General features: G+C 60.1%; 25 protein-coding genes. 19 read left to right on the plus strand and 6 right to left on the minus strand.

Features of this window, described 5'->3' with window-relative positions; genetic code table 11:
• Positions 1–22 precede the first annotated feature (22 nt).
• Entirely contained in the window at positions 23–1,312 is a 1,290-nt protein-coding gene (gltA, locus tag A3C3_RS0115455) for a citrate synthase (RefSeq protein WP_022715495.1), read from the minus strand.
• Positions 1,313–1,866: 554 nt separating this feature from the next.
• On the opposite strand from gltA, the gene A3C3_RS47925 reads away from it, so the two are divergent.
• Positions 1,867–1,998, plus strand: coding sequence for a hypothetical protein (locus A3C3_RS47925; RefSeq protein ID WP_022715496.1), 132 nt, complete (start codon positions 1,867–1,869; stop codon positions 1,996–1,998).
• Positions 1,999–2,194: 196 nt separating this feature from the next.
• Here A3C3_RS47925 and lexA read toward each other — a convergent pair whose 3' ends face one another.
• On the minus strand, positions 2,195–2,911 hold the full coding sequence (gene lexA / locus A3C3_RS0115470) for a transcriptional repressor LexA (RefSeq protein ID WP_022715498.1): 717 nt from the start codon (positions 2,909–2,911) through the stop codon (positions 2,195–2,197).
• A 205-nt stretch (positions 2,912–3,116) separates the two neighbouring features.
• On the opposite strand from lexA, the gene A3C3_RS0115475 reads away from it, so the two are divergent.
• Positions 3,117–3,995: a VOC family protein gene (locus A3C3_RS0115475; RefSeq protein WP_022715499.1), complete on the plus strand. Its 879-nt coding sequence runs from the start codon at positions 3,117–3,119 to the stop codon at positions 3,993–3,995.
• Positions 3,992–4,837, plus strand: a complete 846-nt coding sequence (gene kdsA, locus A3C3_RS0115480) for a 3-deoxy-8-phosphooctulonate synthase (RefSeq protein ID WP_022715500.1) — start codon at positions 3,992–3,994, stop codon at positions 4,835–4,837. The genes A3C3_RS0115475 and kdsA overlap by 4 nt, the downstream gene beginning before the upstream one ends.
• Before the next feature lie 22 nt (positions 4,838–4,859).
• On the opposite strand, the gene A3C3_RS0115485 is transcribed toward kdsA, so the two are convergent.
• Positions 4,860–6,695, minus strand: a complete 1,836-nt coding sequence (locus tag A3C3_RS0115485; protein ID WP_022715501.1) for a methyl-accepting chemotaxis protein — start codon at positions 6,693–6,695, stop codon at positions 4,860–4,862.
• A gap of 448 nt (positions 6,696–7,143) precedes the next feature.
• Here A3C3_RS0115485 and eno point away from each other — a divergent pair, with 448 nt between their 5' ends.
• From eno to A3C3_RS0115550, 13 genes are all read left to right on the plus strand, one after another.
• Positions 7,144–8,418, plus strand: coding sequence for a phosphopyruvate hydratase (gene eno, locus A3C3_RS0115490; RefSeq protein WP_022715502.1), 1,275 nt, complete (start codon positions 7,144–7,146; stop codon positions 8,416–8,418).
• 141 nt (positions 8,419–8,559) lie between these two features.
• Positions 8,560–8,880 carry an FtsB family cell division protein gene (locus A3C3_RS0115495; RefSeq protein WP_022715503.1) on the plus strand — a complete coding sequence of 107 codons (321 nt, stop codon included), beginning with the start codon at positions 8,560–8,562 and terminating at the stop codon, positions 8,878–8,880.
• A 146-nt stretch (positions 8,881–9,026) separates the two neighbouring features.
• Positions 9,027–10,073 (plus strand): pyruvate dehydrogenase (acetyl-transferring) E1 component subunit alpha, encoded by a 1,047-nt coding sequence (gene pdhA, locus A3C3_RS0115500; RefSeq protein ID WP_022715504.1) that lies wholly within the window; start codon positions 9,027–9,029, stop codon positions 10,071–10,073.
• A 15-nt stretch (positions 10,074–10,088) separates the two neighbouring features.
• Positions 10,089–11,474 (plus strand): pyruvate dehydrogenase complex E1 component subunit beta, encoded by a 1,386-nt coding sequence (locus A3C3_RS0115505; RefSeq protein WP_022715505.1) that lies wholly within the window; start codon positions 10,089–10,091, stop codon positions 11,472–11,474.
• Positions 11,475–11,492: 18 nt separating this feature from the next.
• Entirely contained in the window at positions 11,493–12,878 is a 1,386-nt protein-coding gene (locus tag A3C3_RS0115510; RefSeq protein ID WP_022715506.1) for a pyruvate dehydrogenase complex dihydrolipoamide acetyltransferase, read from the plus strand.
• 19 nt (positions 12,879–12,897) lie between these two features.
• Positions 12,898–13,539, plus strand: a complete 642-nt coding sequence (locus A3C3_RS0115515) for an SGNH/GDSL hydrolase family protein (protein WP_022715507.1) — start codon at positions 12,898–12,900, stop codon at positions 13,537–13,539.
• Between the two features lie 2 nt (positions 13,540–13,541).
• On the plus strand, positions 13,542–14,123 hold the full coding sequence (locus tag A3C3_RS0115520) for a GNAT family N-acetyltransferase (RefSeq protein ID WP_022715508.1): 582 nt from the start codon (positions 13,542–13,544) through the stop codon (positions 14,121–14,123).
• Positions 14,124–14,138: 15 nt separating this feature from the next.
• Positions 14,139–15,587, plus strand: a complete 1,449-nt coding sequence (lpdA, locus tag A3C3_RS0115525; protein ID WP_022715509.1) for a dihydrolipoyl dehydrogenase — start codon at positions 14,139–14,141, stop codon at positions 15,585–15,587.
• 53 nt (positions 15,588–15,640) lie between these two features.
• Positions 15,641–15,895, plus strand: coding sequence for a GlsB/YeaQ/YmgE family stress response membrane protein (locus A3C3_RS0115530; protein WP_022715510.1), 255 nt, complete (start codon positions 15,641–15,643; stop codon positions 15,893–15,895).
• Positions 15,896–15,909: 14 nt separating this feature from the next.
• Positions 15,910–16,158, plus strand: a complete 249-nt coding sequence (locus tag A3C3_RS0115535) for a GlsB/YeaQ/YmgE family stress response membrane protein (RefSeq protein ID WP_022715511.1) — start codon at positions 15,910–15,912, stop codon at positions 16,156–16,158.
• Positions 16,159–16,252: 94 nt separating this feature from the next.
• The gene (gene lipA / locus A3C3_RS0115540) at positions 16,253–17,224 is read left to right on the plus strand and encodes a lipoyl synthase (RefSeq protein ID WP_022715512.1); all 972 of its coding nucleotides are present in this window, start codon (positions 16,253–16,255) and stop codon (positions 17,222–17,224) included.
• 65 nt (positions 17,225–17,289) lie between these two features.
• Positions 17,290–17,859: a P-loop NTPase family protein gene (locus tag A3C3_RS0115545; RefSeq protein WP_028739680.1), complete on the plus strand. Its 570-nt coding sequence runs from the start codon at positions 17,290–17,292 to the stop codon at positions 17,857–17,859.
• Between the two features lie 9 nt (positions 17,860–17,868).
• Positions 17,869–18,312 (plus strand): type II toxin-antitoxin system RatA family toxin, encoded by a 444-nt coding sequence (locus tag A3C3_RS0115550; RefSeq protein WP_022715514.1) that lies wholly within the window; start codon positions 17,869–17,871, stop codon positions 18,310–18,312.
• Between the two features lie 27 nt (positions 18,313–18,339).
• Here the strand turns inward: A3C3_RS0115550 and A3C3_RS47045 are convergent, their stop codons facing one another.
• From A3C3_RS47045 to A3C3_RS0115565, 3 genes are all read right to left on the minus strand, one after another.
• On the minus strand, positions 18,340–18,648 hold the full coding sequence (locus A3C3_RS47045; protein ID WP_028739681.1) for a hypothetical protein: 309 nt from the start codon (positions 18,646–18,648) through the stop codon (positions 18,340–18,342).
• A 71-nt stretch (positions 18,649–18,719) separates the two neighbouring features.
• Positions 18,720–19,220, minus strand: a complete 501-nt coding sequence (locus A3C3_RS0115560) for a CinA family protein (RefSeq protein ID WP_028739682.1) — start codon at positions 19,218–19,220, stop codon at positions 18,720–18,722.
• A gap of 2 nt (positions 19,221–19,222) precedes the next feature.
• Positions 19,223–20,443: a bifunctional 2-C-methyl-D-erythritol 4-phosphate cytidylyltransferase/2-C-methyl-D-erythritol 2,4-cyclodiphosphate synthase gene (locus A3C3_RS0115565; protein ID WP_022715517.1), complete on the minus strand. Its 1,221-nt coding sequence runs from the start codon at positions 20,441–20,443 to the stop codon at positions 19,223–19,225.
• Positions 20,444–20,588: 145 nt separating this feature from the next.
• On the opposite strand from A3C3_RS0115565, the gene dusB reads away from it, so the two are divergent.
• The 3 genes from dusB to ntrC are packed head-to-tail and all read left to right on the plus strand — an operon-like array spanning position 20,589 to position 24,201.
• Positions 20,589–21,611, plus strand: a complete 1,023-nt coding sequence (gene dusB, locus A3C3_RS0115570; protein ID WP_028739683.1) for a tRNA dihydrouridine synthase DusB — start codon at positions 20,589–20,591, stop codon at positions 21,609–21,611.
• Entirely contained in the window at positions 21,608–22,753 is a 1,146-nt protein-coding gene (locus A3C3_RS0115575; RefSeq protein WP_051154473.1) for a two-component system sensor histidine kinase NtrB, read from the plus strand. Before dusB ends, A3C3_RS0115575 begins: the two co-directional genes overlap by 4 nt.
• Positions 22,750–24,201 carry a nitrogen regulation protein NR(I) gene (ntrC, locus tag A3C3_RS0115580; protein WP_022715520.1) on the plus strand — a complete coding sequence of 484 codons (1,452 nt, stop codon included), beginning with the start codon at positions 22,750–22,752 and terminating at the stop codon, positions 24,199–24,201. The genes A3C3_RS0115575 and ntrC overlap by 4 nt, the downstream gene beginning before the upstream one ends.
• Positions 24,202–24,314 lie beyond the last annotated feature (113 nt).

Here is a 24,314-nt window from a genome sequence, read left to right on the forward strand (position 1 = left end):
TTTCTTTTCGGGCGGAAGCGGCTTAGCGCTTCGAAACCGGAACGTAGTCGCGCAGCGGTTCGCCGATATAGAGCTGGCGCGGACGGCCGATGCGCTGCTGTGGATCCTCGATCATCTCGTTCCACTGGGCGATCCAACCGACCGTGCGGGCCAGCGCAAAGAGCACCGTGAACATCGTCGTGGGGAAGCCCAGCGCCTTCAGCGTGATGCCGGAATAAAAGTCGATGTTCGGGTAGAGCTTCTTTTCGATGAAGTATTCGTCGGTCAGCGCGATGCGTTCCAGCTCCATCGCGACTTCGAGAAGCGGATCGTCCTTGTGACCGAGTTCGGCGAGAACCTCATGCGTCGTCTTCTGCATGATCTTGGCGCGCGGATCGTAGTTCTTGTAGACACGGTGACCGAAGCCCATCAGGCGGAACGGGTCATTCTTGTCCTTGGCGCGGGCGATATATTCCGGAATGCGCTCGACCGAGCCGATTTCCGAAAGCATGTTGAGCGCCGCCTCGTTGGCACCGCCATGAGCCGGGCCCCAGAGGCAGGCAATGCCGGCCGCGATGCAGGCGAACGGGTTGGCGCCCGAAGAGCCGGCGAGACGAACTGTCGAGGTCGAGGCGTTCTGCTCGTGATCGGCGTGCAGGATGAAGATACGGTCCATGGCGCGCGAGAGGACCGGGTTCACGACATATTCTTCGCACGGTACGGCGAAGCACATGCGCAGGAAGTTCGAGGCGTAGTCGAGATCGTTCTTCGGATAAACGAAAGGCTGGCCGATATAGTACTTGTAGGCCATGGCCGCGATAGTCGGCATCTTGGCGATCATGCGCAGGCTTGCGACCATACGCTGATGCGGATCGGTGATGTCTGTCGAGTCGTGGTAGAAGGCAGACAGAGCGCCGACACAGCCGCACATGACGGCCATCGGATGGGCGTCGCGGCGGAAGCCAGTGAAGAAGCGAGACATCTGCTCGTGCACCATAGTGTGATGCGTGACGCGGTAGTCGAAATCCTTCTTCTGGGCAGCCGTCGGCAATTCACCGTAAAGCAGCAGATAGCAGACTTCCAGGAAGTCGCCATGTTCGGCAAGCTGCTCGATCGGGTAGCCGCGATGCAGCAGAATACCTTCATCGCCGTCGATATAGGTGATCTTCGATTCACAGGAAGCGGTCGAGGTGAAACCAGGATCGTACGTGAAGGAACCGGTGTTTTTATAGAGTGCACCAATATCGATGACATCCGGACCGATCGTTCCGCTTTTCACGGAAAGATTGGCGGTTTTGTCGCCGATTTTGATTGTTGCGCTTTGATCCGTCATGCTGATCCTCCAAACTGGCGGCGGCGCCATAAAAGCGCCATAGGGTTAAGCGTCCTCTCCGATAGCTATATGATCACGGCGCCAATGCCAAGTTACCGTGGCGCCATTTTGTGCATCGCAGTATCAACTTTTAGACACTCCTGCGATGCCGGAGGCGCATAGCGGAAGCCAATGATTTAATTCGGCTTTTTGCAATCCAATTTTTTGGTCTTTTTTCAATCGATTATTGTTGCTGAAACGCCCTCAGGGCTGCATTCTGGTTGTATTTATAGGTATCGGCGGACTGGGTGCATGCCGGAGTTGAAAACGACCGAGCGGCGCATTTCCGCTTCAGCAGATGTCGCGGACGAGCAGTGCGGAAGCCTTCGGCAAACGCAAAGCTCTCGCCCGCCAATAGCCACCGTTCAGTCCCATAGCCATCGATCAGTCATTGTGGCGGCATTCCCAGGCTTTCCGCCTGCACATGGCGAGCAGCCGTGAGGCGCTGCGACCCGCGAAAGACGGAGGGAAAGCGAAATTTTAAACCGGAGCAGCATGAAGAGGCAAGAAATGCGATGCGGAACAGTGCGACGGCCGGCTATTTCTCGTGCGTCAAGAAAGCCTGGTGTCCGGCAAGAGTCGAAAACGGTTCCGTGCTGACGGTGCTCGAAAATGCCGCCTATCTTGGCCCGGCTTGCGATACCTAGGACATCGTCATCACGCGGGTAAGGCTTAGGTTCGGCGCCTGCCGGTCCGGCGCCGTGCATTTGCGGATGAAACCCTGCGGAAAACCGGCGCCGTCGAACCGCGCTTTGAACAATCGCCTTCGAGAAACGCAATCGCCCCTAGAGCAGTCATGGCTATGATTGGCGCAGCGGCGCCTTTGCCGGCGACGCCTGCCGGTCAATGGTAGCGGCGGATAAGGCCGACGAGCTTACCCTGAACCTTTACGCGATCCGGTCCGAAGATGCGCGTCTCATAGGCCGGGTTTGCCGCTTCAAGGGCGATGGACGCACCCTTGCGGCGGAACCGCTTTAGCGTCGCTTCCTCGTCATCGACCAGTGCTACGACAATGTCGCCGGGATTGGCGGTGCTGGTGTTGCGGATGATGACCGTGTCGCCATCGAAAATGCCAGCATCGATCATCGAATCGCCCTTGACCTCAAGCGCGTAGTGTTCGCCGGAGCCGAGCATATCGGCCGGAACGTTGATGTCGTGGGTGTTGTTCTGGATCGCCGAGATCGGCACGCCTGCCGCAATGCGGCCCATGACGGGAACCGAAACAGAGCTGTGATTGTCTTCGTTCGCCGGCTTCGGCGCGGCGGCCGCAGGCTGTGGCTTGCCGAGGCTGCCCTCGATGACGCTCGGCGAGAAGCCACGGCGGGGCTGGATGCTCGGGCTATAGGCCTCCGGCAGCTTGATCACTTCAAGCGCGCGGGCGCGGTTCGGTAGGCGACGAATGAAACCGCGCTCTTCCAGAGCGGTAATCAGCCGGTGGATGCCGGACTTGGACGCGAGATCCAGCGCATCCTTCATTTCGTCGAAGGACGGCGGAACGCCGGATTCCTTCATACGCTCATGAATGAAGAGGAGAAGCTCCTGTTGTTTGCGTGTCAGCATCGAAGTTTAACCTCAGATTCGTGAAACAAAGCCAGAACAGACACTATATGTTCCATATGTGTTCCGCAAGTACCTAAATTTTCGTAAAACTTCGTCTCAACTGCGTTCATTTTCGGAAAATTTTGTTTGCCGGATCAGCGCTTTCAGCTTGCATTGACCACATAGCGGCACACATCTTCAGCACAGGAGATGGAGACCTGACGCCATGCTGCATCCGTTGGATCATCTTGTTCTACCGGTCACCAACATCGATCTGGCGCGGGAGCGGTTGGGACGGTTGGGGTTCACGGTTGCCGCCGATGGCCGTCATCCTTTCGGCACGGTGAATGCTTGCGTTTTCTTCTCCGACAAGACCTATCTCGAGCCGCTTGGCGTCGCGAGCGCGAAAGAATGTGAAGAATCAGTGCGGCACGGAAACGTCTTTGTGGCGCGCGACCAGGCCTTTCGTTTCCGGTGCGGCAATGACGGGTTCTCTGCGGCAGCATTCAGCACGGAGGACGCGGACGCCGATCATGCTCATTTCGTGCGTGCGAGAAAGAGCGGCGGCGCCATGCTGGAGTTTTCGCGCCTGATCAAGATGCCGGACGGGTCGCAATCGACAGGCACTTTCAAGCTTGCCTTTGCCGCTGATCTTCGGGCGCCGGATTTCTTCCTCTTTGACTGCCAGCGCATCAACGCCTTTCCCGCCGGTCGCAGCGCGCTGGAAAAGCATGCGAACGGTGCAACCGGTATCTCGGAGATCGCGCTGAGCGCGCCGGAGCCCGAAGCCTTCGGCTCGTTCCTTCAGTTGGCCGCGTCTACGACGGAAATCGAGCGAACACCGTTTGGCGTGGCGATCGCCGCAGCGAATGCCAGGATCAGTCTGCTATCGCCGGAAGGGATGGAGGCTTATTTCGATTCGGTGCCGTTAACCGTGGATAAGGGACTGAGAGGCAGCGCTATCGTCTTCCGCACCACCGATCTTGCCGTGACAGAAGCGCTTTTGGCTGATAACGGGATGCCCTATACACGCAAGAACAACAGAATCCTGGTGAAGCCCGCGCCCGGCCAAGGTGCAATCTTCGCCTTCGAGGAGACCCGATGAGCAATACGAATTCCGAAGTCGCAGTCGGCGAAGGTGCCGGACGCGTCGTATTTTCCAACAATGGCAAGCTGTCGCTGATCGCCGGCGCATGCGAAATGGAGAGCCGCGACCATGCCTTCATGGTTGCGGGCACGCTCAAGGAGCTTTGCGGCAAGCTCGGCATCGGGCTCGTCTACAAGACCTCCTTCGACAAGGCGAACCGCTCTTCGCTGTCGAGCAAACGCGGTATCGGTCTAGAGAAGGGCTTGGAAGTCTTCGCCGACCTCAAGAAGGAACTCGGCATTCCGGTTCTGACAGATATCCATTCGGAAGAGCAATGCGCGCTGGTCGCCGAGGTTGTAGACGTTTTGCAGATTCCGGCCTTCCTCTCCCGTCAGACGGACCTGCTTGTGGCAGCCGCGAAGACCGGCCGTGTCATCAACGTCAAAAAGGGCCAGTTTCTCGCTCCCTGGGACATGAAGAATGTTCTCGCCAAGCTAAATCAGAGTGGCAATCCGAATGTTCTGCTTTGTGAGCGTGGCGCGTCCTTCGGGTACAATACGCTGGTCTCGGACATGCGCTCGCTGCCGATCATGGCGGCCATGGGGGCTCCGGTCATCTTCGATGCGACCCATTCCGTACAGCAGCCCGGCGGCCAGGGCACGACGTCGGGCGGGGAGCGCCAGTTCGTCGAGACGCTGGCGCGGGCGGCGGTTGCGGTCGGTGTTGCAGGTGTCTTCATCGAGACCCACCAGGATCCGGACAATGCTCCCTGCGACGGCCCCAACATGGTGTATTTGAACGACATGCCGCGGCTTCTGGAAAAGCTGCTGGCCATCGACGCCGTCGCCAAGGCGGCCTGAAACTGGCGGAAGGTGCCCGCCGTCAACCGGCGAGCGCCATCCTTTGGCTTGAGTACGCGGCGGATGCCGATACGTCGTCGAGAAGGAAACGGGCCAGCAGGTGGTTGAGGTGTATCGTCTCGTCACCGAGCTCGCGGCAGGCGGCACTTGTCTGTTCAACCATCGCCGCGTTCTGCTGCGTGACGCTGTCCATAGTGTTGACGGCGGCGTTGACTTCCAGGAGAGCGGTCGTTTGTTCGGCAGAGGAACGCACGATCGACTCGATCAGCGCGGTGACCTTCAGAACCTGCTGATCGATATTGCTGAGCGCTTCACCGGTGCGGTTGACCAAGGCAACGCCGGCTGAAACCTGGCTGGAAGACGTCTCGATCAACTGCTTGATTTCCTTCGCCAGATTGGCGGAGCGGCCGGCTAGGTCGCGCACTTCCTGTGCAACGACCGCAAATCCCTTTCCGGCCTCGCCCGCTCGGGCGGCTTCCACGCCGGCATTGAGCGCAAGCAGGTTGGTCTGGAAGGCGATTTCGTCGATGACGTTGATGATCTCGCCGATCTGCGTAGATGATGTCTCGATCTTCTTCATCGCAGCGACCGCCTCGTGCACGACGGTTGCCGAATAGCTGGCGCTTTCCTTTGTCGCCGTCATCATCACGTTGGCTTCATTGGCCCGTTCCGACGAGTTCTTGACGGTGACCGTGATCTGGTCGAGCGCCGAAGCCGCCTGCTCCAGCGAGGCGGCTTGATGCTCGGTTCGCCGGGCCAGATCGTCCGTGCTCGATGCGATTTCGCCTGAACCGGTCCTTACTACATTCGTCACGGTCGAGATTTCCTTCATCGCTCCGGAAAGCGTGCGGACGCTCGAATTGAACTGCTCGCGCAGCTTCTCGTAGGCGGCGTCGAAAGGCTCGCTAAGCTGGACCGTGAGATCGCCGCCGGAGAGCCGTTCCAGACCATGGCTCAGGCTGGCGATGACGCCCTCGCGGACGGCTTCCTCGTCTGCCTTGGCAGCGGCAAGCGCCGCATCGCGCTGTGCTTGGGCTTGACGTTCGGCATCCTGGCGCGCGCGGATATTGTTCCGCTCTTCGGCGGATTCGCGGAAGACGGTGACGGCGCGCGCCATCTCCCCGATCTCGTCGGCCCGGCGGCTGAAGGGCACATCCTTCGAATAGTCGCCGCCGGCAAGGATCGCCATATAGTCGCGCATCGCCGAGAGCGGCACGATGGCGCGGCGGCGGAAGACGTAAAGGCCGCCAAGAAGCAGGCAAAGCGAGACTGCGGCAGCCGCGAGCGTGATAGCCGAAAGGATGCGTGTCTGTTCGGCGGCGTCCTTTTCAGCGGACGCCAGGAAGGTGTTCGCCATATCGACGAGTTCGTTGACGGCGTTTTCGTGGATATGGAAATTCGTCGCAAGCTTTTCGAAGGACGCCGGAATGACTGCGGAGTCATTCTTGACGATGGCCGGTGCGAGTTCCTCCTGCATCACCTTCCAGAACACGTCGCCTTTGACAAGGACATCGTTCAGGAGCTTCTGCTTAAGGTCCGAGCTGAGCGCGGTCGCCAGCCAATATTTGCGGCGGTCCTCGTAGGCGGGCTTCAGGACATTTTCGATGCGGTCGACGTTCTTCTTGGCAACTTCGGGGCGCTGCACCGCTTCGAGCGCAAGCATGTAAGACTCAACGAGGTAGAGGGGCGGCGGCAGAATATCGGCGACGAGATCCTTGCCGTAGATGATTTGCTTGTACATCTCGCCGTTCACCCGCAGCTTATTGAAGGCATAATTCTGTATGCCGATCGAAGCGATCAATCCCGCGGCGACGACCATCGCGAAGATAGCAAGGCTGCGTGCAATATTGAGTTTCATCCTGCGCCCCATGAATTGAATAGCGAACAGATGCAGTTCGTTTGAAAATTATTCTGGAATTTCCAAAGGGACCTGAAATTGGAAAGGTCCGTATAATCAGGCGGATTTGGACCGCACGAGGAAGCGCATCATGCAATACTACTTGCCGGAAAGCGGGGCAGTATTTCCTCACTGAGTATTAATTGTAATATTGATTGGTTACTGACCGATAAATTTACAACCAGATCGAAAGTGACGGGTGTTGTTTTCAAAACCTGAGGTTCCGAAACGCCGGAGCAAGCTCGCGGACAGGGAAGCGATGGGGTGGCGAAGCGGCTTCTTCAAAAGCCTGACATATTCGGGTTATAGGCCATGCCATGCCGTGTGTCGTCGGTGTGGCATTGTAATTTGCGTGCCTTCGATTAAACAGGCTTCGAACGATTTATCACCCACCGAGCAGGAAGAGATCATGACTGCAATTACCGACATTATCGCCCGCGAGATTCTCGACAGCCGTGGCAATCCGACCGTCGAAGTCGATGTCTATCTCGAAGACGGCAGTATGGGCCGAGCGGCTGTGCCGTCCGGCGCCTCGACCGGTGCGCATGAGGCCGTCGAAGTTCGCGACGGCGGCAAGCGCTATCTCGGCAAGGGTGTTGAAAAGGCTGTCGAGGCTGCCAACACGGAGATCTTCGACGCGATCGGCGGCATCGATGCCGAGAACCAGATCCAGATCGACAACATCATGATCGAACTGGACGGCACGCCGAACAAGTCCCGCCTCGGCGCCAATGCCATTCTCGGCGTATCGCTCGCCGTCGCCAAGGCCGCCGCCCAGGCTGCCGGCCTGCCGCTCTATCGCTATGTTGGTGGTGCGAGCGCGCATCTGCTGCCGGTTCCGATGATGAACATCATCAACGGCGGCGCGCATGCCGACAACCCGATCGACTTCCAGGAATTCATGATCATTCCGGTCGGCGCCGATTCGATCCGCGACGCGGTTCGCATGGGCTCGGAAGTCTTCCACGTCCTCAAGAAGGAGCTTTCGGCCCAGGGGCACAACACCAATGTCGGCGACGAGGGCGGCTTCGCGCCGGGCCTGAAGAGCGCGCCCGAAGCGCTCGACTTCATCATGAAGTCGATCGAGAAAGCCGGCTACAAGCCGGGCGATGACATCTGCCTCGGTCTCGATTGCGCTGCGACGGAATTCTTCAAGGATGGCAAGTATGTTCTCGAAGGAGAGGGCCGCACGCTTGAATCGGGCGCCATGGCTGAATACCTCGCCGATCTCGCCGGAAAGTACCCGATCATCTCGATCGAGGACGGCATGGCTGAAGACGATTGGGACGGCTGGAAGGCCCTGACGGACCTCGCAGGCCAGACGGTGCAGCTGGTGGGCGACGATCTTTTCGTCACCAACTCGGAGCGCCTGCGCGACGGCATCCGCATGGGCGTCGCCAACTCGATCCTCGTGAAGGTCAACCAGATCGGATCGCTGACGGAAACGCTCGACGCCGTCAACACCGCGCACAAGGCAGCCTACACCGCCGTCATGTCGCACCGCTCGGGCGAGACCGAAGACTCCACGATCGCCGATCTCGCCGTCGCGACCAACTGCGGTCAGATCAAGACCGGCTCGCTGTCGCGTTCCGACCGTCTGGCGAAGTACAACCAGCTGATCCGCATCGAAGAGGGCCTTGGTCCGCAGGCTCGCTACGCCGGCCGCTCGATCATCCGTGGCTGATAGCCTTTAAAAATCAGTTCCTTGAAACCCGCGCTTTGCCGGCGCGGGTTTTTTGTTGCTCTAAATTCATAGTCAACGGACGGTTAATCTCTCAGGCGTAAGCTCGTTAAATAGGTAGTGCGTTTGAGAGCATGTGTGCGTATGTGGACAAAGCATCATAAGAAGAGAAAGATCGGCCGGTTCGTCATTCCGGCCATGACGGTCGCTTTTCTCTCCTATTTCGGTTATCACTGCATTCACGGCGACTATGGTCTCCGGGCCACGGAAGGCTTCGAGAAGCGCCGAATTGCGCGTGAGCGTGAGCTTGCGGTGTTGAAGGCGAAACGCGAACATCTGGAGCAGCAAGTCGCGCTGTTGAGCGATGGCTCGCTCGACAAGGACATGCTGGACGAAAAAGCCCGCTATCAATTGAACATGTCGCGGGCCGACGAAATTGTGATTTTCAATTCCTATGCCAATTAACCGGAAATAGGTTAATTGGCAATTCCGTAGCTTTATCAATTATTTAAAGCAGAATACGTGCCATGCATTTATGGCATTGCTGTGGCCAAATTTCTTCCCTATGGTACGCCCCACCCAAGAAACGACAAACCCATAGGGAGGGTTGAATGGCGCCGCGAAAGACCGCGACCGTTTCCAGCCGCAAAACCAGCGCAAAACCTCAGAGCAAGCAATCGAATGGCGGGGCTATCGCCGATTTCGACCGCGATACCGAACTTAAGGCCTATCGCGAAATGCTGCTCATCCGGCGTTTCGAGGAAAAGGCAGGCCAGCTGTACGGCATGGGCTTCATCGGCGGGTTCTGTCACCTTTATATCGGCCAGGAAGCCGTTGTTGTCGGCATGCAGTTCGCCCTCAAGGAAGGCGACCAGGTCATCACCGGCTACCGCGATCACGGCCATATGCTGGCGACCGGCATGAGCGCGCGCGGCGTGATGGCTGAGCTTACGGGACGCAGGGGCGGCTATTCCAAGGGGAAGGGCGGGTCCATGCACATGTTTTCCAAGGAGAAGCATTTCTACGGCGGCCACGGCATCGTCGGCGCCCAGGTTTCGCTCGGCACCGGCCTCGCGTTCGCCAACAACTATCGCGGCAATGACAATGTTAGCGTCGCCTATTTCGGCGACGGCGCGGCCAACCAGGGCCAGGTCTACGAAAGCTTCAACATGGCGCAGCTCTGGAAGCTGCCCGTCATCTACGTGATAGAGAATAACCGCTACGCCATGGGTACCTCGACCGCCCGCGCGACCGCGCAGGCCGATTTCTCCAAGCGCGGCGCGTCCTTCGGCATTCCGGGCATGCAGGTGGACGGCATGGACGTGCGCGCCGTCAAGGCTGCTGCCGATGAAGCGATCGAGCACTGCCGTTCCGGCAAGGGTCCGATGATCCTCGAAATGCTGACCTATCGCTATCGCGGCCATTCGATGTCCGACCCGGCGAAGTATCGTTCGAAGGACGAAGTGCAGAAGATGCGCTCCGAATCCGATCCGATCGAGCAGGTGCGCCTGCGCCTCATCGAGAAGGGCTGGGCGTCGGAAGACGACCTGAAGTCCATCGACAAGGACGTGCGCGATATCGTCGCCGACAGCGCCGATTTCGCCCAGGCCGATCCAGAGCCGGATGTATCCGAGCTCTACACCGACATTCTGCTCTAATCGGGGAGGGAACCTATGCCTATCGATATCCTCATGCCCGCCCTCTCTCCGACGATGGAAGAAGGCACGCTGTCCAAATGGCTCAAGAAGGAAGGCGACAAGGTCACTTCCGGTGATGTGATTGCCGAAATCGAAACCGACAAGGCGACGATGGAAGTCGAAGCCGTCGACGAAGGCGTGATCGGCAAGCTGCTGGTCCCGGCCGGCACCGAAAATGTCAAGGTGAACGCCAAGATCGCCGTGTTGCTGCAGGATGGCGAGTCGGCTTCAGACATTTCCACGGCAGCGCCTGCCGCACAGCCGGCTCCGGCTCCGGCTGCGGCTCCTCAGGCCGAGGAAAAACCAGCCGCCCAGGCGCCCGTTCCGGCCGAGCCTAAGGCGTTCGTTCCGAACGATCCGGAAATCCCGACAGGCACCGAGATGGTGTCGATGACCGTTCGCGAAGCGCTTCGCGACGCCATGGCCGAAGAAATGCGCGCCGACGAAAGCGTCTTCGTCATGGGCGAGGAAGTTGCCGAATACCAGGGCGCCTACAAGGTAACCCAGGGCCTCTTGCAGGAGTTCGGCTCGCGCCGCGTGGTCGATACCCCGATCACCGAACACGGCTTTGCCGGCATCGGCGTCGGTGCTGCTATGGCCGGCCTACGGCCGATCGTCGAATTCATGACTTTCAACTTCGCCATGCAGGCGATAGACCAGATCATCAACTCCGCCGCCAAGACGCTCTACATGTCCGGCGGCCAGATGGGCGCACCGATGGTCTTCCGCGGCCCGAACGGCGCGGCTGCCCGCGTTGCCGCCCAGCACAGCCAGGACTACGCTGCGTGGTACTCAAGCATTCCGGGCCTCAAGGTTGTCATGCCGTACACGGCGTCGGACGCCAAGGGACTGCTAAAGGCAGCCATCCGCGATCCAAACCCGGTCATCTTCCTCGAGAACGAAATCCTCTACGGCCAGCACTTCGACGTGCCGAAACTCGATAACTTCGTTCTGCCGATCGGCAAGGCCCGTATCCACCGTCCAGGTAAGGATGCGACCGTCGTTTCATGGGGCATTGGCATGACCTATGCCACGAAGGCGGCCGCCGAACTCGAAAAACTGGGCATCGACGTCGAACTGATCGACCTTCGCACCATCCGTCCGATGGATCTGCCGACCGTCATCGAATCGGTCAAGAAGACGGGTCGCTTGGTCACGGTCGAGGAAGGCTATCCGCAGTCGTCCGTCGGCACGGAAATCGCCACCCGCGTCATGCAGCAGGCCTTCGACTATCTCGATGCACCGATCCTGACGATTGCCGGCAAGGACGTTCCAATGCCCTATGCCGCCAACCTCGAGAAGCTGGCTCTGCCGAATGTCGGCGAAGTCGTCGATGCGGTGAAGGCCGTCTGCTACAAATAACAAGGGGAGGGTATTTCGATGCCTATCAACATCACGATGCCAGCCCTTTCTCCGACGATGGAAGAAGGCAATCTGGCCAAGTGGCTCGTCAAGGAAGGCGACACCGTCAAGTCCGGCGACGTGATCGCCGAGATCGAGACAGACAAGGCGACAATGGAAGTCGAAGCCGTCGATGAGGGCACGATTGCCAAGATCGTCGTTCCGGCCGGTACGGAAGGCGTGAAGGTCAATGCGCTGATCGCGGTTCTTGCCGGCGAAGGCGAGGAGGTTGCTGCCGCTGCAAGTGGCGCGGGTTCGGCTGCTGCCTCGTCCTTCGAGGCGAAAGCCCAAAGCGCTTCCGCCCCTCGGGATGAGGCAGGGAAAGGCACCGCGCCAGCCGCTGCGCTGCTTGCCGCAAATGCCAATGTGAGCGCTCAGCCTGAGGTGCCGCTGCAGTCGGCCCCGAAGGGCGAGGGCGGCACACGCACCTTCTCCTCGCCGCTCGCGCGGCGTCTGGCCAAGGAAGCTGGTATAGATCTTTCCGCAATTGCCGGTTCCGGCCCACGCGGCCGTGTGGTTAAGAGCGATGTCGAGGCCGCCGTCGCCGGTGGTGGTGCTAAAGCGGCTCCCGCTGCTGCTGCGGCGGCGCCGCAGGTTGCCGCGGCCCCTCCGGCTGTAGCCAAGGGGACACCGGAAGAGGCTGTCCTCAAGCTCTTCGAGCCGGGCTCCTACGAGCTGGTGCCGCATGACGGCATGCGCAAGACGATTGCCCGCCGTCTGGTGGAATCCAAGCAGACCATCCCGCACTTCTACGTCACCGTCGATTGCGAACTGGATGCGCTTCTGGCGCTTCGTGCCCAGCTCAACGATTCCGCCCCTCGCAAGGATGGTGCCCCGGCCTACAAGCTTTCTGTCAACGACATGGTCATCAAGGCGATGGCGCTCGCGCTGCGAGACGTTCCGGACGCGAATGTGTCCTGGACCGAAAACAACATGGTCAAGCACAAGCATGCCGATGTCGGCGTCGCCGTCTCCATTCCAGGCGGGCTGATCACCCCGATCGTCCGCAAGGCTGAAGAAAAGACGCTGTCCGCCATCTCCAACGAGATGCGTGATCTCGGCAAGCGCGCCAAGGACCGCAAGCTGAAACCTGAGGAATACCAAGGCGGCACGACCTCGGTCTCGAACATGGGCATGATGGGCGTGAAGGACTTCGCAGCCGTCGTCAATCCGCCACACGCGACGATCCTTGCGGTTGGCGCCGGCGAGCAGCGCGTCATTGTCAAGAAGGGCGAAATGGCGATCGCGACCGTGATGAGCATCACGCTTTCGACCGACCACCGTTGCGTCGACGGTGCGCTCGGCGCCGAGTTGCTGCAGGCCTTCAAGGGCTATATCGAAAACCCGATGAGCATGCTTGTCTGATCATTGAGCGGAGACGGAAATGACGAAGACCGTTCTTTGCTATGGCGACTCGCTGACCTGGGGCTACGATCCGGTTTCGCTGAGGCGGCATGCCTATGAGGACCGCTGGCCGAGCGTGCTGCAGGCAGCGCTTGGCGGTGCGGCGCATGTTATTCCGGAAGGAATGAACGGCCGGACGACCGCTTTCGACGACCATCTCGCCGATTGCGACCGCAACGGTGCGCGCGTCCTGCCGACGATCCTGCAGACGCATGCGCCGCTTGATCTCGTCATCATCATGCTCGGAACCAACGACATGAAGTCGGTCGTGGCGGGATCGGCGTTTGCCGCCTGCCAGGGCATCGGCCGTCTGGTGCGCCTGATCCGCAATCATGCCTGGCCCTTTGAATTCGATGGGCCGGACATCCTAATCATAGCCCCGCCGGCGATCTGCGCGACTGGGAATGTGCCTTTTGCCGCTTCATTCCCGGGCGGTATCGAGGAATCGGCAAAACTCGCAACGCTTTATCGTGACCTTGCCGACGAACTCGGTTGCGGCTTCTTCGACGGCAACTCCGTCGCGAAGACGACACCGGTCGACGGCATCCATCTCGATGCGGAAAATACCCGCGCTCTCGGGCGCGGGCTGGAATCAACTGTACGGATGATGCTGGGGCTCTGAACATGGCCTCTTTCGCCGCGCTGCGGCCGGCAGAACGGCGGGACGCGGCGGAGCTGGCCATCCTCGTGGACATCGGCTCGCACGGCGTTGCTTCCTGGCTTTGGTTCGCAGAGGTGGCGGGCAGCCGCGCCGACACGCCGCTGGAGCGGGGCCGGATGAAGTTGAGCCGCGATGGCGCATCGGGAAATTGGCAGTGCGCGGTGATTGCCGAGGCTTATGGCGAGATCGCCGGAACGGCGGTGGGCTATGCGCTTGGCGAAGAGATTAGAGCGATCACGGCGGATCGTCCTGCGCTGGAGCCGGTCATAGCACTACAAAAGCAGGCGGCCGGAAACTGGTTCATCGGCACACTGGCCGTCTACCGCCATCTGCGCGGTATCGGCATCGGAAAGCGATTGCTGGGCGACCAGATCGAGAAAGCGGGAGAGCGGGCTGTCAGCCTGATCACCGCAAGTGATAACGAGGCAGCGCTCGCGCTGTACGAGAAGAATGGGTTTTCGCAAGCCGCCCGCGCTGAGGCCGTGGCGCTTTTCGAAAACAGCAGGAAACACGAGTGGGTGCTTTTGACCCGCCTCGCCGGATAAAAAAGGCAGGAAAACATGGCTGAGAATTACGACGTCATCATCATCGGCTCCGGTCCGGGCGGCTATGTCGCCGCCGTGCGTGCCGGCCAGCTCGGTCTGAAGACCGCGATCGTCGAACGCGAGCACCTGGGCGGCATCTGCCTGAACTGGGGCTGCATCCCGACCAAGGCGTTGCTGCGCTCGGCCGAAATTCTCGACCATTCCAATCATTTGAAGGATTACGGCCTTGTTCTCGAAGGCAAGGTCAGTGCCGATGTGAAGGCCGTTGTTGCCCGTTCGCGGGGCGTCTCCGCACGCCTCAATAGCGGTGTCGGCTTCCTGATGAAGAAAAATAAGGTGGATGTGATCTGGGGCGAGGCCAAGATCACCAAGCCCGGCGAGATCGTCGTCTCCAAGTCTTCCAAGCCGGTTGTTGAGCCGCAGCATCCGCTGCCGAAGAACATCAAGAGCCAGGAAGGTACTTATACCGCCAAGCATATCATTATTGCGACCGGCGCCCGTCCGCGCGCGCTGCCGGGCATCGAGCCGGACGGCAAGCTGATCTGGACCTATTTCGAGGCGCTGAAACCGGATGTCATGCCGAAGTCCTTGATCGTCATGGGCTCGGGCGCCATCGGCATCGAATTCGCGAGCTTCTACCTCTCGATGGGTGTCGATGTGACGGTCGTCGAAGTCCTGCCGACGATCATGCCGGTCGAGGATGCGGAAGTGACCGCCATCGCCCGCAAGCAGCTGGAAAAGCGCGGCATGAAGATCTTCACGAGCGCCAAGGTGGCGAAGGTCGAGAAGGGCGCCGGCAGCATCACGGCCCATGTCGAGACGGCTGACGGCAAGATCCGGCAGATCACCGCGGACCGTATGATCTCAGCCGTCGGCGTGCAGGGCAATATCGAGAATCTCGGTCTCGAAACACTCGGCGTAAAAACGGACCGCGGCTGCGTGGTAATTGACGGCTATGGCAAGACCAACGTTCCCGGCATCTACGCGATCGGCGATGTCGCCGGCCCGCCGATGCTGGCTCACAAGGCCGAACATGAAGGCGTTGTCTGCGTCGAAAAGCTCGCCGGCTTGCCGAATGTTCATCCGACCGACAAGGGCAAGGTTCCAGGCTGCACCTATTGCCAGCCGCAGGTTGCCTCTGTTGGCCTGACGGAAGCAAGGGCCAAGGAACTGGGCCGCGACATCCGCGTCGGCCGCTTCTCCTTCGCCGCAAACGGCAAGGCGATTGCGCTCGGCGAGGACCAGGGCCTCTGCAAGGTGATCTTCGACAAGAAGACCGGCGAACTCCTCGGAGCGCATATGGTTGGCGCTGAGGTAACCGAGCTGATCCATGGCTTCGTCGTCGCGATGAACCTCGAGACGACCGAGGAAGAACTGATGCACACGATCTTCCCGCATCCGACCGTCTCCGAATCGATGAAGGAAGCCGTTCTGGACGCTTACGGCCGGGTGTTGAACGCTTGATAATTTCCCTTTCCACCCTCTGTCCGAAGGTAGAAAAAAGAAAGGAAATCATCATGTCTATGGAGACGCAGGCATGGCTTGTCTTCCTCCTGATTGGCCTCGTTGCGGGCTTCCTAGCGAGCTTGGTCGTCGGCGGAGGTGGATTGATACGCTGCCTGCTCAGCGGCATCATCGGCGCGTTCGTGGGCGGGTTTCTGTTCAATGCGCTGGGCATATCGCTCGGCATTGAAAATGCGTTGGTCGTGCAGATCATTCACGCCACAGTGGGCGCCATTCTCGTGGTGTTGATTGCAAGGGCGATAGCTTAGGGAAAACGACAATCATGGAAGGCGTCGGCTGGATAGCGGCAATCATCATCGGCGGTTTCGCGGGCTGGCTCGCCGGCAAGCTGATGGAAGCGCGATATGGCATTGTGCTGAACATCGTGCTCGGCATCGTCGGTTCGGTGGTCGCGACCGCCATCCTGGCGCAATTCCACATCGAGGTGGCCGCAGGACGGCTCAGCTATTTCGTCACCGGCTTCCTCGGTGCCTGCCTGCTGATATTCATCGCCCGGCTCGTGCGGCGATAATGCGCGCCACGGCTCGAATTGTAAGGTTCGAGCAAAACGCTTATGTGCAGACGGATGACGAAGCCGCATGGAGCGGCGGAAAGTTGATACTGCAATGGTAACCATTCTCGACACGATCAATCCCGACGCCAAGCGCGTGCGGCATCCGGAAAAGGCGAACCGCCCCGATACGGAAGTCATGCGCAAGCCGGACTGGATCCGCGTCAAGGCCCCGACCTCGAAGGGCTATGCCGAAACGCGCGCGATCGTGAAGGAAAACAAGCTCGTCACCGTCTGCGAAGAAGCCGGATGTCCGAATATCGGCGAGTGCTGGGACAAGAAGCATGCGACATTCATGATCATGGGCGAGATCTGTACCCGTGCCTGCGCCTTCTGCAACGTCTCGACCGGCAAGCCGAACGCGCTCGACATGGCAGAGCCTGAAAACGTCGCCAAGGCCGTGAAGGAGATGGGCCTTTCCCACGTCGTCATCACCTCGGTCGACCGCGACGATCTGGAAGACGGCGGTGCTGAGCATTTCGAGAGGGTGATCTGGGCGATCCGCGCCGCATCTCCGGCAACCACGATCGAAATCCTGACGCCGGACTTCCTGCGCAAGCCGGGCGCGCTGGAGCGCGTGGTCGCCGCCAAGCCGGATGTCTTCAATCACAATCTGGAAACCGTGCCGTCGAACTACCTGACGGTCCGCCCAGGCGCCCGCTATTTCCACTCCATTCGCCTGCTGCAGCGCGTGAAGGAACTGGACCCGACGATGTTCACCAAGTCCGGCATCATGGTTGGCCTTGGCGAAGAGCGCAACGAAGTGCTCCAATTGATGGACGACCTGCGCACCGCCGACGTCGACTTCCTGACGATCGGCCAGTACCTGCAACCGACCCGCAAGCACCACAAGATCGAGAAGTTCGTGACGCCGGATGAATTCAAGTCCTACGAAACCGTCGCCTACACCAAGGGTTTCCTAATGGTGGCATCGAGCCCGCTCACCCGCTCCTCGCACCACGCCGGCGACGACTTCACGCGATTGAGGGCGGCGCGCGAAAAGAAGCTGCTGATGGCGGCGGAATAATCAACGAAGGCTTGCATTTTCTGAAAGCCGCGGCGACCTCCCGCGGCTTTTCCTTGGAGGATGCCATGGCCTGGTTGAGCGATGTCAGGGATGCCGCCCATCGGCTGAAGACGGCTGATCGCGTACTCGTCGTCGGCTGCTCCGGCGGCGGCAAGACCACGCTTGCGCGGAAGATCGCAACGCGCTTCAGCCTGCCCTTCATTTCCATGGATCGGGAGTTCTTCTGGCTGCCGGGCCGGGTCGCACGCGCAAGGCCGGAGCAGCGGGCGTTGATAGCCGAACGGATCAAGCGAGATCGCTGGATCATGGACGGAACCAATACGTCGAGCTTTGATCTCCGGCTGCCGCGGACCGATATCGTCCTGTGGGTCCGCATGCCGCGTCTGATATGCGTTTGGGGCGCCGTCAGCCGCTGGCTGAAGTGGATTGGGCGTACACGGCCGGAAATGACGCCGGGCTGTCCGGAGCAGGTCGATCTCGAATTCCTGCGCTACATCTGGAATTTCGAAAAGAAGCATTCGCCCATGGTTCTCGCCGCCATGGCCGCCCACGGCCCCGATGTCTTCCCGGTTCTCCAGCTAAAATCACGCCATCAGATGCGCGAGCTTCTTGATCTTCTCGGCTCTCCCGCTTAACTGCCGATCATGCCGCAATTCGAAACGCATCACCGCGTCCCGCACTCCGCCAATCAGATGTTCGACCTCGTGGCCGATGTGGAACGCTATCCGGAATTCCTGCCGCTCTGCGAAGCCCTGAGCATACGCAGCAGCAAGGAGCGCGACGGCAAGATCTTGCTGATTGCCGACATGACCGTCGGCTACAAGGCGATCCGCGAGACCTTCACGACGCAGGTGCTCGTCAACAAGGCGGAGCGCTTCATCGACGTCAAATATATCGACGGGCCGTTCCGGTATCTCGACAATCGCTGGCGCTTTGAGGAGGCCGGTGACGGCTGCACCATCCATTTCTTCATCGACTACGAGTTCAAGAGTCGGATCCTCGGTGCGCTGATGGGCTCGATGTTCGACCGCGCCTTCCGCATGTTTTCCGAGGCTTTCGAAAAGAGGGCGGAAGCGATCTACCGGTAGCCGTCAGACGGCCATGTCCTGACAGCCTTACCGATCGAAGAAGTGATCGAAGTACCGATTTGCCGGATAGGCATATGCCCCCCGATCAATAAAGTTGCGCCGGGACAGGCAACTTCTCAGGGCCGCGTTGTAAACGAGGCTGTACGGGTTGGGCGACCCTCTTCGCCACGACATCGCCTCGTACTGGCAATATCCAAGCGCCCGGTCGTATTTCGCCAACAAGACCGGGTCGGAATCGACGCGGATACCATGATATGTCTGATAGTTTGACGGGGCCTCGGCAGCCGATACGCAGCCCAGGCTCAAAGCAACTCCGATTGCGGCCAGATATCTCATCGACGTAACCCCTTGCGGAATGAAATCCGGCATAGGAACGGGCGCCAGTGCTCTTTGTTCCAAGCGCAGGATTAGGCCCGGTTTTCCTGGAGTTCGATAAGCATTTCCAGCGCCGTCTGTACGGATGCAAGACGGACCTTGTCGCGGCCGATATCGCCATAGAGCATCTTGCGGCGGATGAGGGCGCCGGTGCGCGATTTCGCCGCCAGATGAACCAGTCCGACCGGCTTTTGCGGCGAGCCCCCGCTCGGCCCGGCAATCCCCGTCACAGCGACCGCGACGTCGGCGCGGGAGCGGAAAAGGGCGCCGTGCGCCATCTGCAGCGCAGTCTCCTCGGAAACGGCGCCGAAGCTTTCGAGTGTGCGTTCCTGAACGCCGAGCATCTCGATCTTGGCGGTATTGGTATAGGTGACGAAACCGCGATCGACGACTGCCGAGGAGCCGGAGATTTCGGTGAGCGCGCCGGCGATCAGCCCCCCGGTGCAGGATTCAGCAGTTGAGATCATTTTCTTTGCCGTCGTGAAATCGCGGACGATGTTCTCCGCGAGCGAGAGAATGTCGGCGGTGAACATGCTTACCCCTTTGCTCCGCGATAGACGACGGTCGCGGTTGCGATCGCCGCAATGCCCTCGCGGCGGCCGACAAAGCCGATCGCCTCGTTCGTCGTGGCCTTCACTGAGCAGCGGTCGATCGAGATGCCCAGAAATTCGGAGAGATTGGTCCGCATCGCGTCGCGGTGCGGGCCGACTTTCGGCGCTTCGGCAATCAGCGAGACGTCGGCATTCATGATCGTGCCGCCGCGATCGCGCACGATCTTCGCCGCGTGTTCGAGGAAGATGCGCGAGGCGGCACCCTTCCATTGTGGGTCCGAAGGCGGGAAGTGATCGCCGATATCGCCTGCGCCGCAGGTGGCAAGCAGCGCGTCCGTCAGGGCATGCAGCGCGACGTCCGCATCCGAATGGCCCTTGAGCCGCTGGTCGTGCGGGATGAAGACGCCGCAGAGCGTGACCCCATCGCCGGCTTCCAATTGATGCACATCGTAGCCGTTGCCGGTGCGCACGTCGGGCAGCTGCGACGACGAAAGCCGGTCGTCGGCAAGGGCGATATCCCGTTTGACCGTCAGTTTTACGTTGTCGGCAGCACCTTCGACGATTGTCACCGGAATCCCCGCCCATTCGGCGATTGATGCGTCGTCTGTGAAATCCGTGCGGCCGATCTCGCTTGCCTTTTCATGCGCCGACAGGATGGTGTCGTAGACGAAGGATTGCGGCGTCTGGGCTGCGAAAAGATGCTCGCGCGAAACCGTTTCCAGAACCGTGCCCGTACCGTCAGCCCGCTTCAGCGTGTCGGCAACAGGCATTGCGGGCAGGACCGCCGGCGCACCGCCGGCCAGGGCATCGGCAATGCGATCGAGAAGCTGGTGGTCGAAGAAGGGGCGAACGGCGTCATGAATGAGGACATGCGTAATGCCTTTGTTTTTCAGGTTCCTCAGTCCGGCGAGAACAGACTGCTGTCGCGTCGCACCGCCGTGAACGGCTTCGATCGGCGTGGCGGACAACACCTCGCTAAATGCCTTTGCGACCAGTGCGTCGTCGTCAGGATGGATGACGACGACGATGTGGGCGGCGTGCTCCCATGTGACGAAGTTTTCAAGCGTATGCGTGATAACCGGCTTTCCGCCGATTAAGCGGTATTGCTTCGGACCTTCCTCATGCGAGCCCGCCCGCTCGCCGCGGCCGGCAGCAACGATGACAATTCCAGCCGAGATCGGTTGCTTCGAATGCATTTGCGGCATAAATCCCTAAAAATGTGCGGAGAGCGGCATGACTGCTCTATCGCCTTCGCTGTCCGCTTTCCAGCATCTGCCCAAAAAATATCAATTCTCACCGAAGCCTCTTGGCAAGCCCCTTTAGTATGGCTAAAAATAGTGCAGCAGTATCGTGTGCCTGAAAGATAATCAATTGCATCCAATAAATCTTGCGGCGCCCTTGCAGATCGGAAATGTCTCCGTGCGCAACCGCGTTGTGCTGGCGCCGATGTCCGGGGTCACCGACATGCCTTTCAGGCAACTCGCCTGGCGCCATGGCGCGGGCCTTGTTGTTACCGAGATGGTCGCGAGCAGGGAGCTCGTGAATAACACGGCCGAATCATGGTCGCGACTGAGGGCTGCCGGCTTCAAGCCGCATATGGTGCAGCTCGCCGGCCGCGAGGCGCACTGGATGGCGCTGGCGGCCAAGATCGCGGCCGATAGCGGCGCCGACATCATCGACATCAACATGGGGTGCCCGGCCAAGAAGGTGATCGGCGGCTATTCCGGCTCGGCGCTGATGCGCGATCCGGATCATGCGCTGAGCCTTATCGAGGCAACCGTGAAGGCGGTCGGTATTCCGGTGACACTGAAGATGCGGCTCGGCTGGGACGACAATTCGATTAACGCACCAGAGATCGCCAAGCGTGCCGAAGATGCAGGGGTAAAGCTGATCACCATTCATGGCCGCACGCGTATGCAGTTTTACGAAGGCAAGGCGAATTGGGACGCGATCCGCGCCGTTCGCAACGCAATTTCGGTTCCACTGATCGCAAATGGCGATGTCGACACACAGGCAGATGCGCAGGAGATCCTTCGCCGCTCGGGCGCTGATGCGGTGATGATCGGCCGGGGTTGTCAGGGGCGGCCATGGCATGCAGGCGCGCTGGCTGGCGCAGCCGCGCCGTCGCCGGAGAAAATTCCGGATATTGCGGTCGAGCACTACGAAATGATGCTGGATTTCTATGGGGAAGCGACGGCTATCCGCCATGCCCGCAAGCACCTGGGCTGGTATCTGGAGCGTTTCGCACCGTTGCTGCCGGTTTCGCAGAAGGCGGCAATCATGACATCGCATACACGGGCAGAAGTTGTCTGGCGCCTTCGCGATGCGCTGGCGGCCGGTTTGGAAATTTCAAAAAGCCGGGAGGCGGCATGATGGACAAGGTTCAAGCCGATCATACCGGTGGCGTTGCGATGGCAGTGCTGAACGCGATCCAGAATCCGGTGGTGATGGTCGACGAGGCGGGCTTGATCGCCTTCGCAAATTGGGAGGCGGAATCGTTTTTCGGCGCCAGCGCGTCGCACCTTGCCCGCTACAAGATTTCCACCTTCATTCCGTTCGGAAGCCCACTACTGGCCCTGATCGATCAGGTGCGGGAGCGCAGGGCGCCCGTCAACGAATACCGCGTCGACCTGAGTTCGCCCCGTCTTGGCCAGGACAAGCTGGTCGATATCTATGTCGCTCCGGTGATCAGCGAGCCCGGCTCCGTCGTCGTGGTGTTCCAGGAACGTTCGATGGCCGACAAGATCGATCGTCAGCTGACGCACCGGGCGGCCGCCCGGTCGGTGACGGGCCTTGCATCCATGCTCGCCCACGAAATCAAGAATCCGCTCTCCGGCATTCGTGGAGCCGCCCAGCTTCTCGAGCAATCGGTCGTCGATGAGGACCGCGCGCTGACGAGGCTCATCTGCGACGAGACCGACCGCATCGTATCGCTGGTCGATCGCATGGAGGTCTTCTCAGACGAACGCCCTGTCGATCGTCTGCCCGTCAACATCCATTCGGTGCTCGACCATGTGAAGGCGGTGGCAAAGGCAGGCTTTGCCCGGCACATGCGCATCACCGAGAACTACGACCCGTCGCTGCCAGCAGTTTACGCCAACCGCGATCAACTCGTGCAGGTCTTCCTCAACCTCGTGAAGAATGCAGCCGAAGCAGTCGGAGACCGGCAGGACGGCGAGATCATGCTGACGACGGCCTATCGCCCCGGCATCCGCCTTTCTGTCGCCGGAACGCGCGAGAAAATCTCGCTGCCGCTGGAGTTCTGCGTCCAGGACAACGGTCCCGGCGTGCCGTCCGATCTGCTGCCGCATCTCTTCGATCCGTTCATCACCACGAAGACGAACGGCAGCGGCCTCGGCCTTGCACTTGTCGCCAAGATCATCGGCGATCACGGCGGCATCATCGAATGCGACAGCCAGAACAACAAGACGACGTTCCGCGTCCTTATGCCGGCTTCCAAGGATGCTTCGGCCGATGATGCGGCAATTGCAAACCCAACAGGAACTTCTCGATGACAGCAACGATCCTCGTCGCGGATGATGACGCGGCCATCCGTACCGTGCTAAACCAGGCGCTCAGCCGTGCAGGTTATGATGTTCGCATCACCTCCAATGCCGCCACGCTCTGGCGCTGGGTTTCGGCTGGCGAGGGCGATCTGGTCGTGACTGACGTGGTGATGCCGGACGAGAACGCCTTCGATCTGCTGCCGAGAATCAAGAAGGCTCGTCCAGAGTTGCCGGTGCTCGTCATGAGCGCGCAGAACACCTTCATGACGGCCATCAAAGCCTCTGAGAAGGGCGCTTACGACTATCTTCCAAAGCCCTTCGACCTGACTGAACTCATCGGCATTATCGGTCGCGCGCTCGCGGAGCCGAAGAAGAAGCCAGCCAAGCTCGACGAAGATATGCAGGACGGCATGCCGCTTGTCGGCCGTTCCGCGGCCATGCAGGAAATCTATCGCGTCCTCGCCCGCCTGATGCAGACCGACCTGACGCTGATGATCACGGGCGAATCCGGCACCGGCAAGGAGCTTGTGGCCCGCGCGCTGCACGATTACGGCAAGCGCCGCAACGGACCGTTTGTGGCGATCAACATGGCGGCCATCCCTCGTGACCTCATCGAATCCGAGCTCTTCGGCCACGAAAAGGGTGCCTTTACCGGGGCGCAGACCCGTTCCACCGGCCGCTTCGAGCAGGCCGAAGGCGGCACGCTCTTCCTCGATGAAATCGGCGATATGCCGATGGACGCACAAACGCGTCTTTTGCGCGTGCTGCAGCAGGGCGAATATACGACTGTCGGCGGGCGTACGCCGATCCGCACGGACGTCCGCATCGTCGCGGCGACCAACAAGGATCTGAAGCAGGCGATCAACCAGGGGCTCTTCCGCGAGGACCTCTATTACCGCTTGAACGTCGTCCCGCTGCGGCTTCCGCCGTTGCGCGACCGCGCCGAGGATATTCCGGACCTGGTTCGGCACTTCATCCAGCAGGCCGAAAAGGAAGGGCTCGGTACCAAGCGGTTTGACCAGGAAGCAATCGAGCTGATGAAGGCCTACGCCTGGCCGGGCAATGTGCGCGAGTTGGAGAACCTTATCCGCCGCTTGGTGGCACTTTATCCACAGGACGTGATCACCCGAGAGATAATCGAAGCCGAGCTTCGTTCCGACGTGCCGGACAGCCCGATCGACAAGGGGCCGATCCGCGCGGGATCGATGTCGATTTCCCAGGCAGTGGAAGAAAACATGCGGACTTATTTTGCAAGTTTCGGCGATAATCTGCCGCCTCCGGGCCTTTACGACCGGGTGCTGACGGAACTGGAATATCCGCTGATCCTCGCCGCATTGACGGCCACGCGCGGCAACCAGATCAAAGCGGCGGATTTGCTCGGACTCAACCGCAATACGCTGCGCAAAAAGATCCGCGAACTCGGCGTCTCCGTTTACAGAAGCTCTCGAACAGCTTGACAAGGCTGTGGGCCGCGTTGCATTTTCGCCACAATGCGTTGCTTAAAGGTCACGCATAGGGTTTGGACTTCGCCATCGCATCGAGGCTGCTGAAGCTCATGTTTCAGGCTGTC

The sequence above is a fragment of the Rhizobium mongolense USDA 1844 genome, assembly GCF_000419765.1.
In the GTDB taxonomy this organism is placed as follows: Bacteria; Pseudomonadota; Alphaproteobacteria; order Rhizobiales; family Rhizobiaceae; genus Rhizobium; species Rhizobium mongolense.

Bases quoted from the DNA above. Each gene is read 5' to 3' on its own strand.
- gltA (WP_022715495.1), bottom strand. From the start codon at position 1,312: ATGACGGATCAAAGCGCAACAATCAAAATCGGCGACAAAACCGCCAAT.
- A3C3_RS47925 (WP_022715496.1), top strand. From the start codon at position 1,867: ATGCGGAACAGTGCGACGGCCGGCTATTTCTCGTGCGTCAAGAAAGCC.
- lexA (WP_022715498.1), bottom strand. From the start codon at position 2,911: ATGCTGACACGCAAACAACAGGAGCTTCTCCTCTTCATTCATGAGCGT.
- A3C3_RS0115475 (WP_022715499.1), top strand. From the start codon at position 3,117: ATGCTGCATCCGTTGGATCATCTTGTTCTACCGGTCACCAACATCGAT.
- kdsA (WP_022715500.1), top strand. From the start codon at position 3,992: ATGAGCAATACGAATTCCGAAGTCGCAGTCGGCGAAGGTGCCGGACGC.
- A3C3_RS0115485 (WP_022715501.1), bottom strand. From the start codon at position 6,695: ATGAAACTCAATATTGCACGCAGCCTTGCTATCTTCGCGATGGTCGTC.
- eno (WP_022715502.1), top strand. From the start codon at position 7,144: ATGACTGCAATTACCGACATTATCGCCCGCGAGATTCTCGACAGCCGT.
- A3C3_RS0115495 (WP_022715503.1), top strand. From the start codon at position 8,560: ATGTGGACAAAGCATCATAAGAAGAGAAAGATCGGCCGGTTCGTCATT.
- pdhA (WP_022715504.1), top strand. From the start codon at position 9,027: ATGGCGCCGCGAAAGACCGCGACCGTTTCCAGCCGCAAAACCAGCGCA.
- A3C3_RS0115505 (WP_022715505.1), top strand. From the start codon at position 10,089: ATGCCTATCGATATCCTCATGCCCGCCCTCTCTCCGACGATGGAAGAA.
- A3C3_RS0115510 (WP_022715506.1), top strand. From the start codon at position 11,493: ATGCCTATCAACATCACGATGCCAGCCCTTTCTCCGACGATGGAAGAA.
- A3C3_RS0115515 (WP_022715507.1), top strand. From the start codon at position 12,898: ATGACGAAGACCGTTCTTTGCTATGGCGACTCGCTGACCTGGGGCTAC.
- A3C3_RS0115520 (WP_022715508.1), top strand. From the start codon at position 13,542: ATGGCCTCTTTCGCCGCGCTGCGGCCGGCAGAACGGCGGGACGCGGCG.
- lpdA (WP_022715509.1), top strand. From the start codon at position 14,139: ATGGCTGAGAATTACGACGTCATCATCATCGGCTCCGGTCCGGGCGGC.
- A3C3_RS0115530 (WP_022715510.1), top strand. From the start codon at position 15,641: ATGTCTATGGAGACGCAGGCATGGCTTGTCTTCCTCCTGATTGGCCTC.
- A3C3_RS0115535 (WP_022715511.1), top strand. From the start codon at position 15,910: ATGGAAGGCGTCGGCTGGATAGCGGCAATCATCATCGGCGGTTTCGCG.
- lipA (WP_022715512.1), top strand. From the start codon at position 16,253: ATGGTAACCATTCTCGACACGATCAATCCCGACGCCAAGCGCGTGCGG.
- A3C3_RS0115545 (WP_028739680.1), top strand. From the start codon at position 17,290: ATGGCCTGGTTGAGCGATGTCAGGGATGCCGCCCATCGGCTGAAGACG.
- A3C3_RS0115550 (WP_022715514.1), top strand. From the start codon at position 17,869: ATGCCGCAATTCGAAACGCATCACCGCGTCCCGCACTCCGCCAATCAG.
- A3C3_RS47045 (WP_028739681.1), bottom strand. From the start codon at position 18,648: ATGAGATATCTGGCCGCAATCGGAGTTGCTTTGAGCCTGGGCTGCGTA.
- A3C3_RS0115560 (WP_028739682.1), bottom strand. From the start codon at position 19,220: ATGTTCACCGCCGACATTCTCTCGCTCGCGGAGAACATCGTCCGCGAT.
- A3C3_RS0115565 (WP_022715517.1), bottom strand. From the start codon at position 20,443: ATGCCGCAAATGCATTCGAAGCAACCGATCTCGGCTGGAATTGTCATC.
- A3C3_RS0115575 (WP_051154473.1), top strand. From the start codon at position 21,608: ATGATGGACAAGGTTCAAGCCGATCATACCGGTGGCGTTGCGATGGCA.
- ntrC (WP_022715520.1), top strand. From the start codon at position 22,750: ATGACAGCAACGATCCTCGTCGCGGATGATGACGCGGCCATCCGTACC.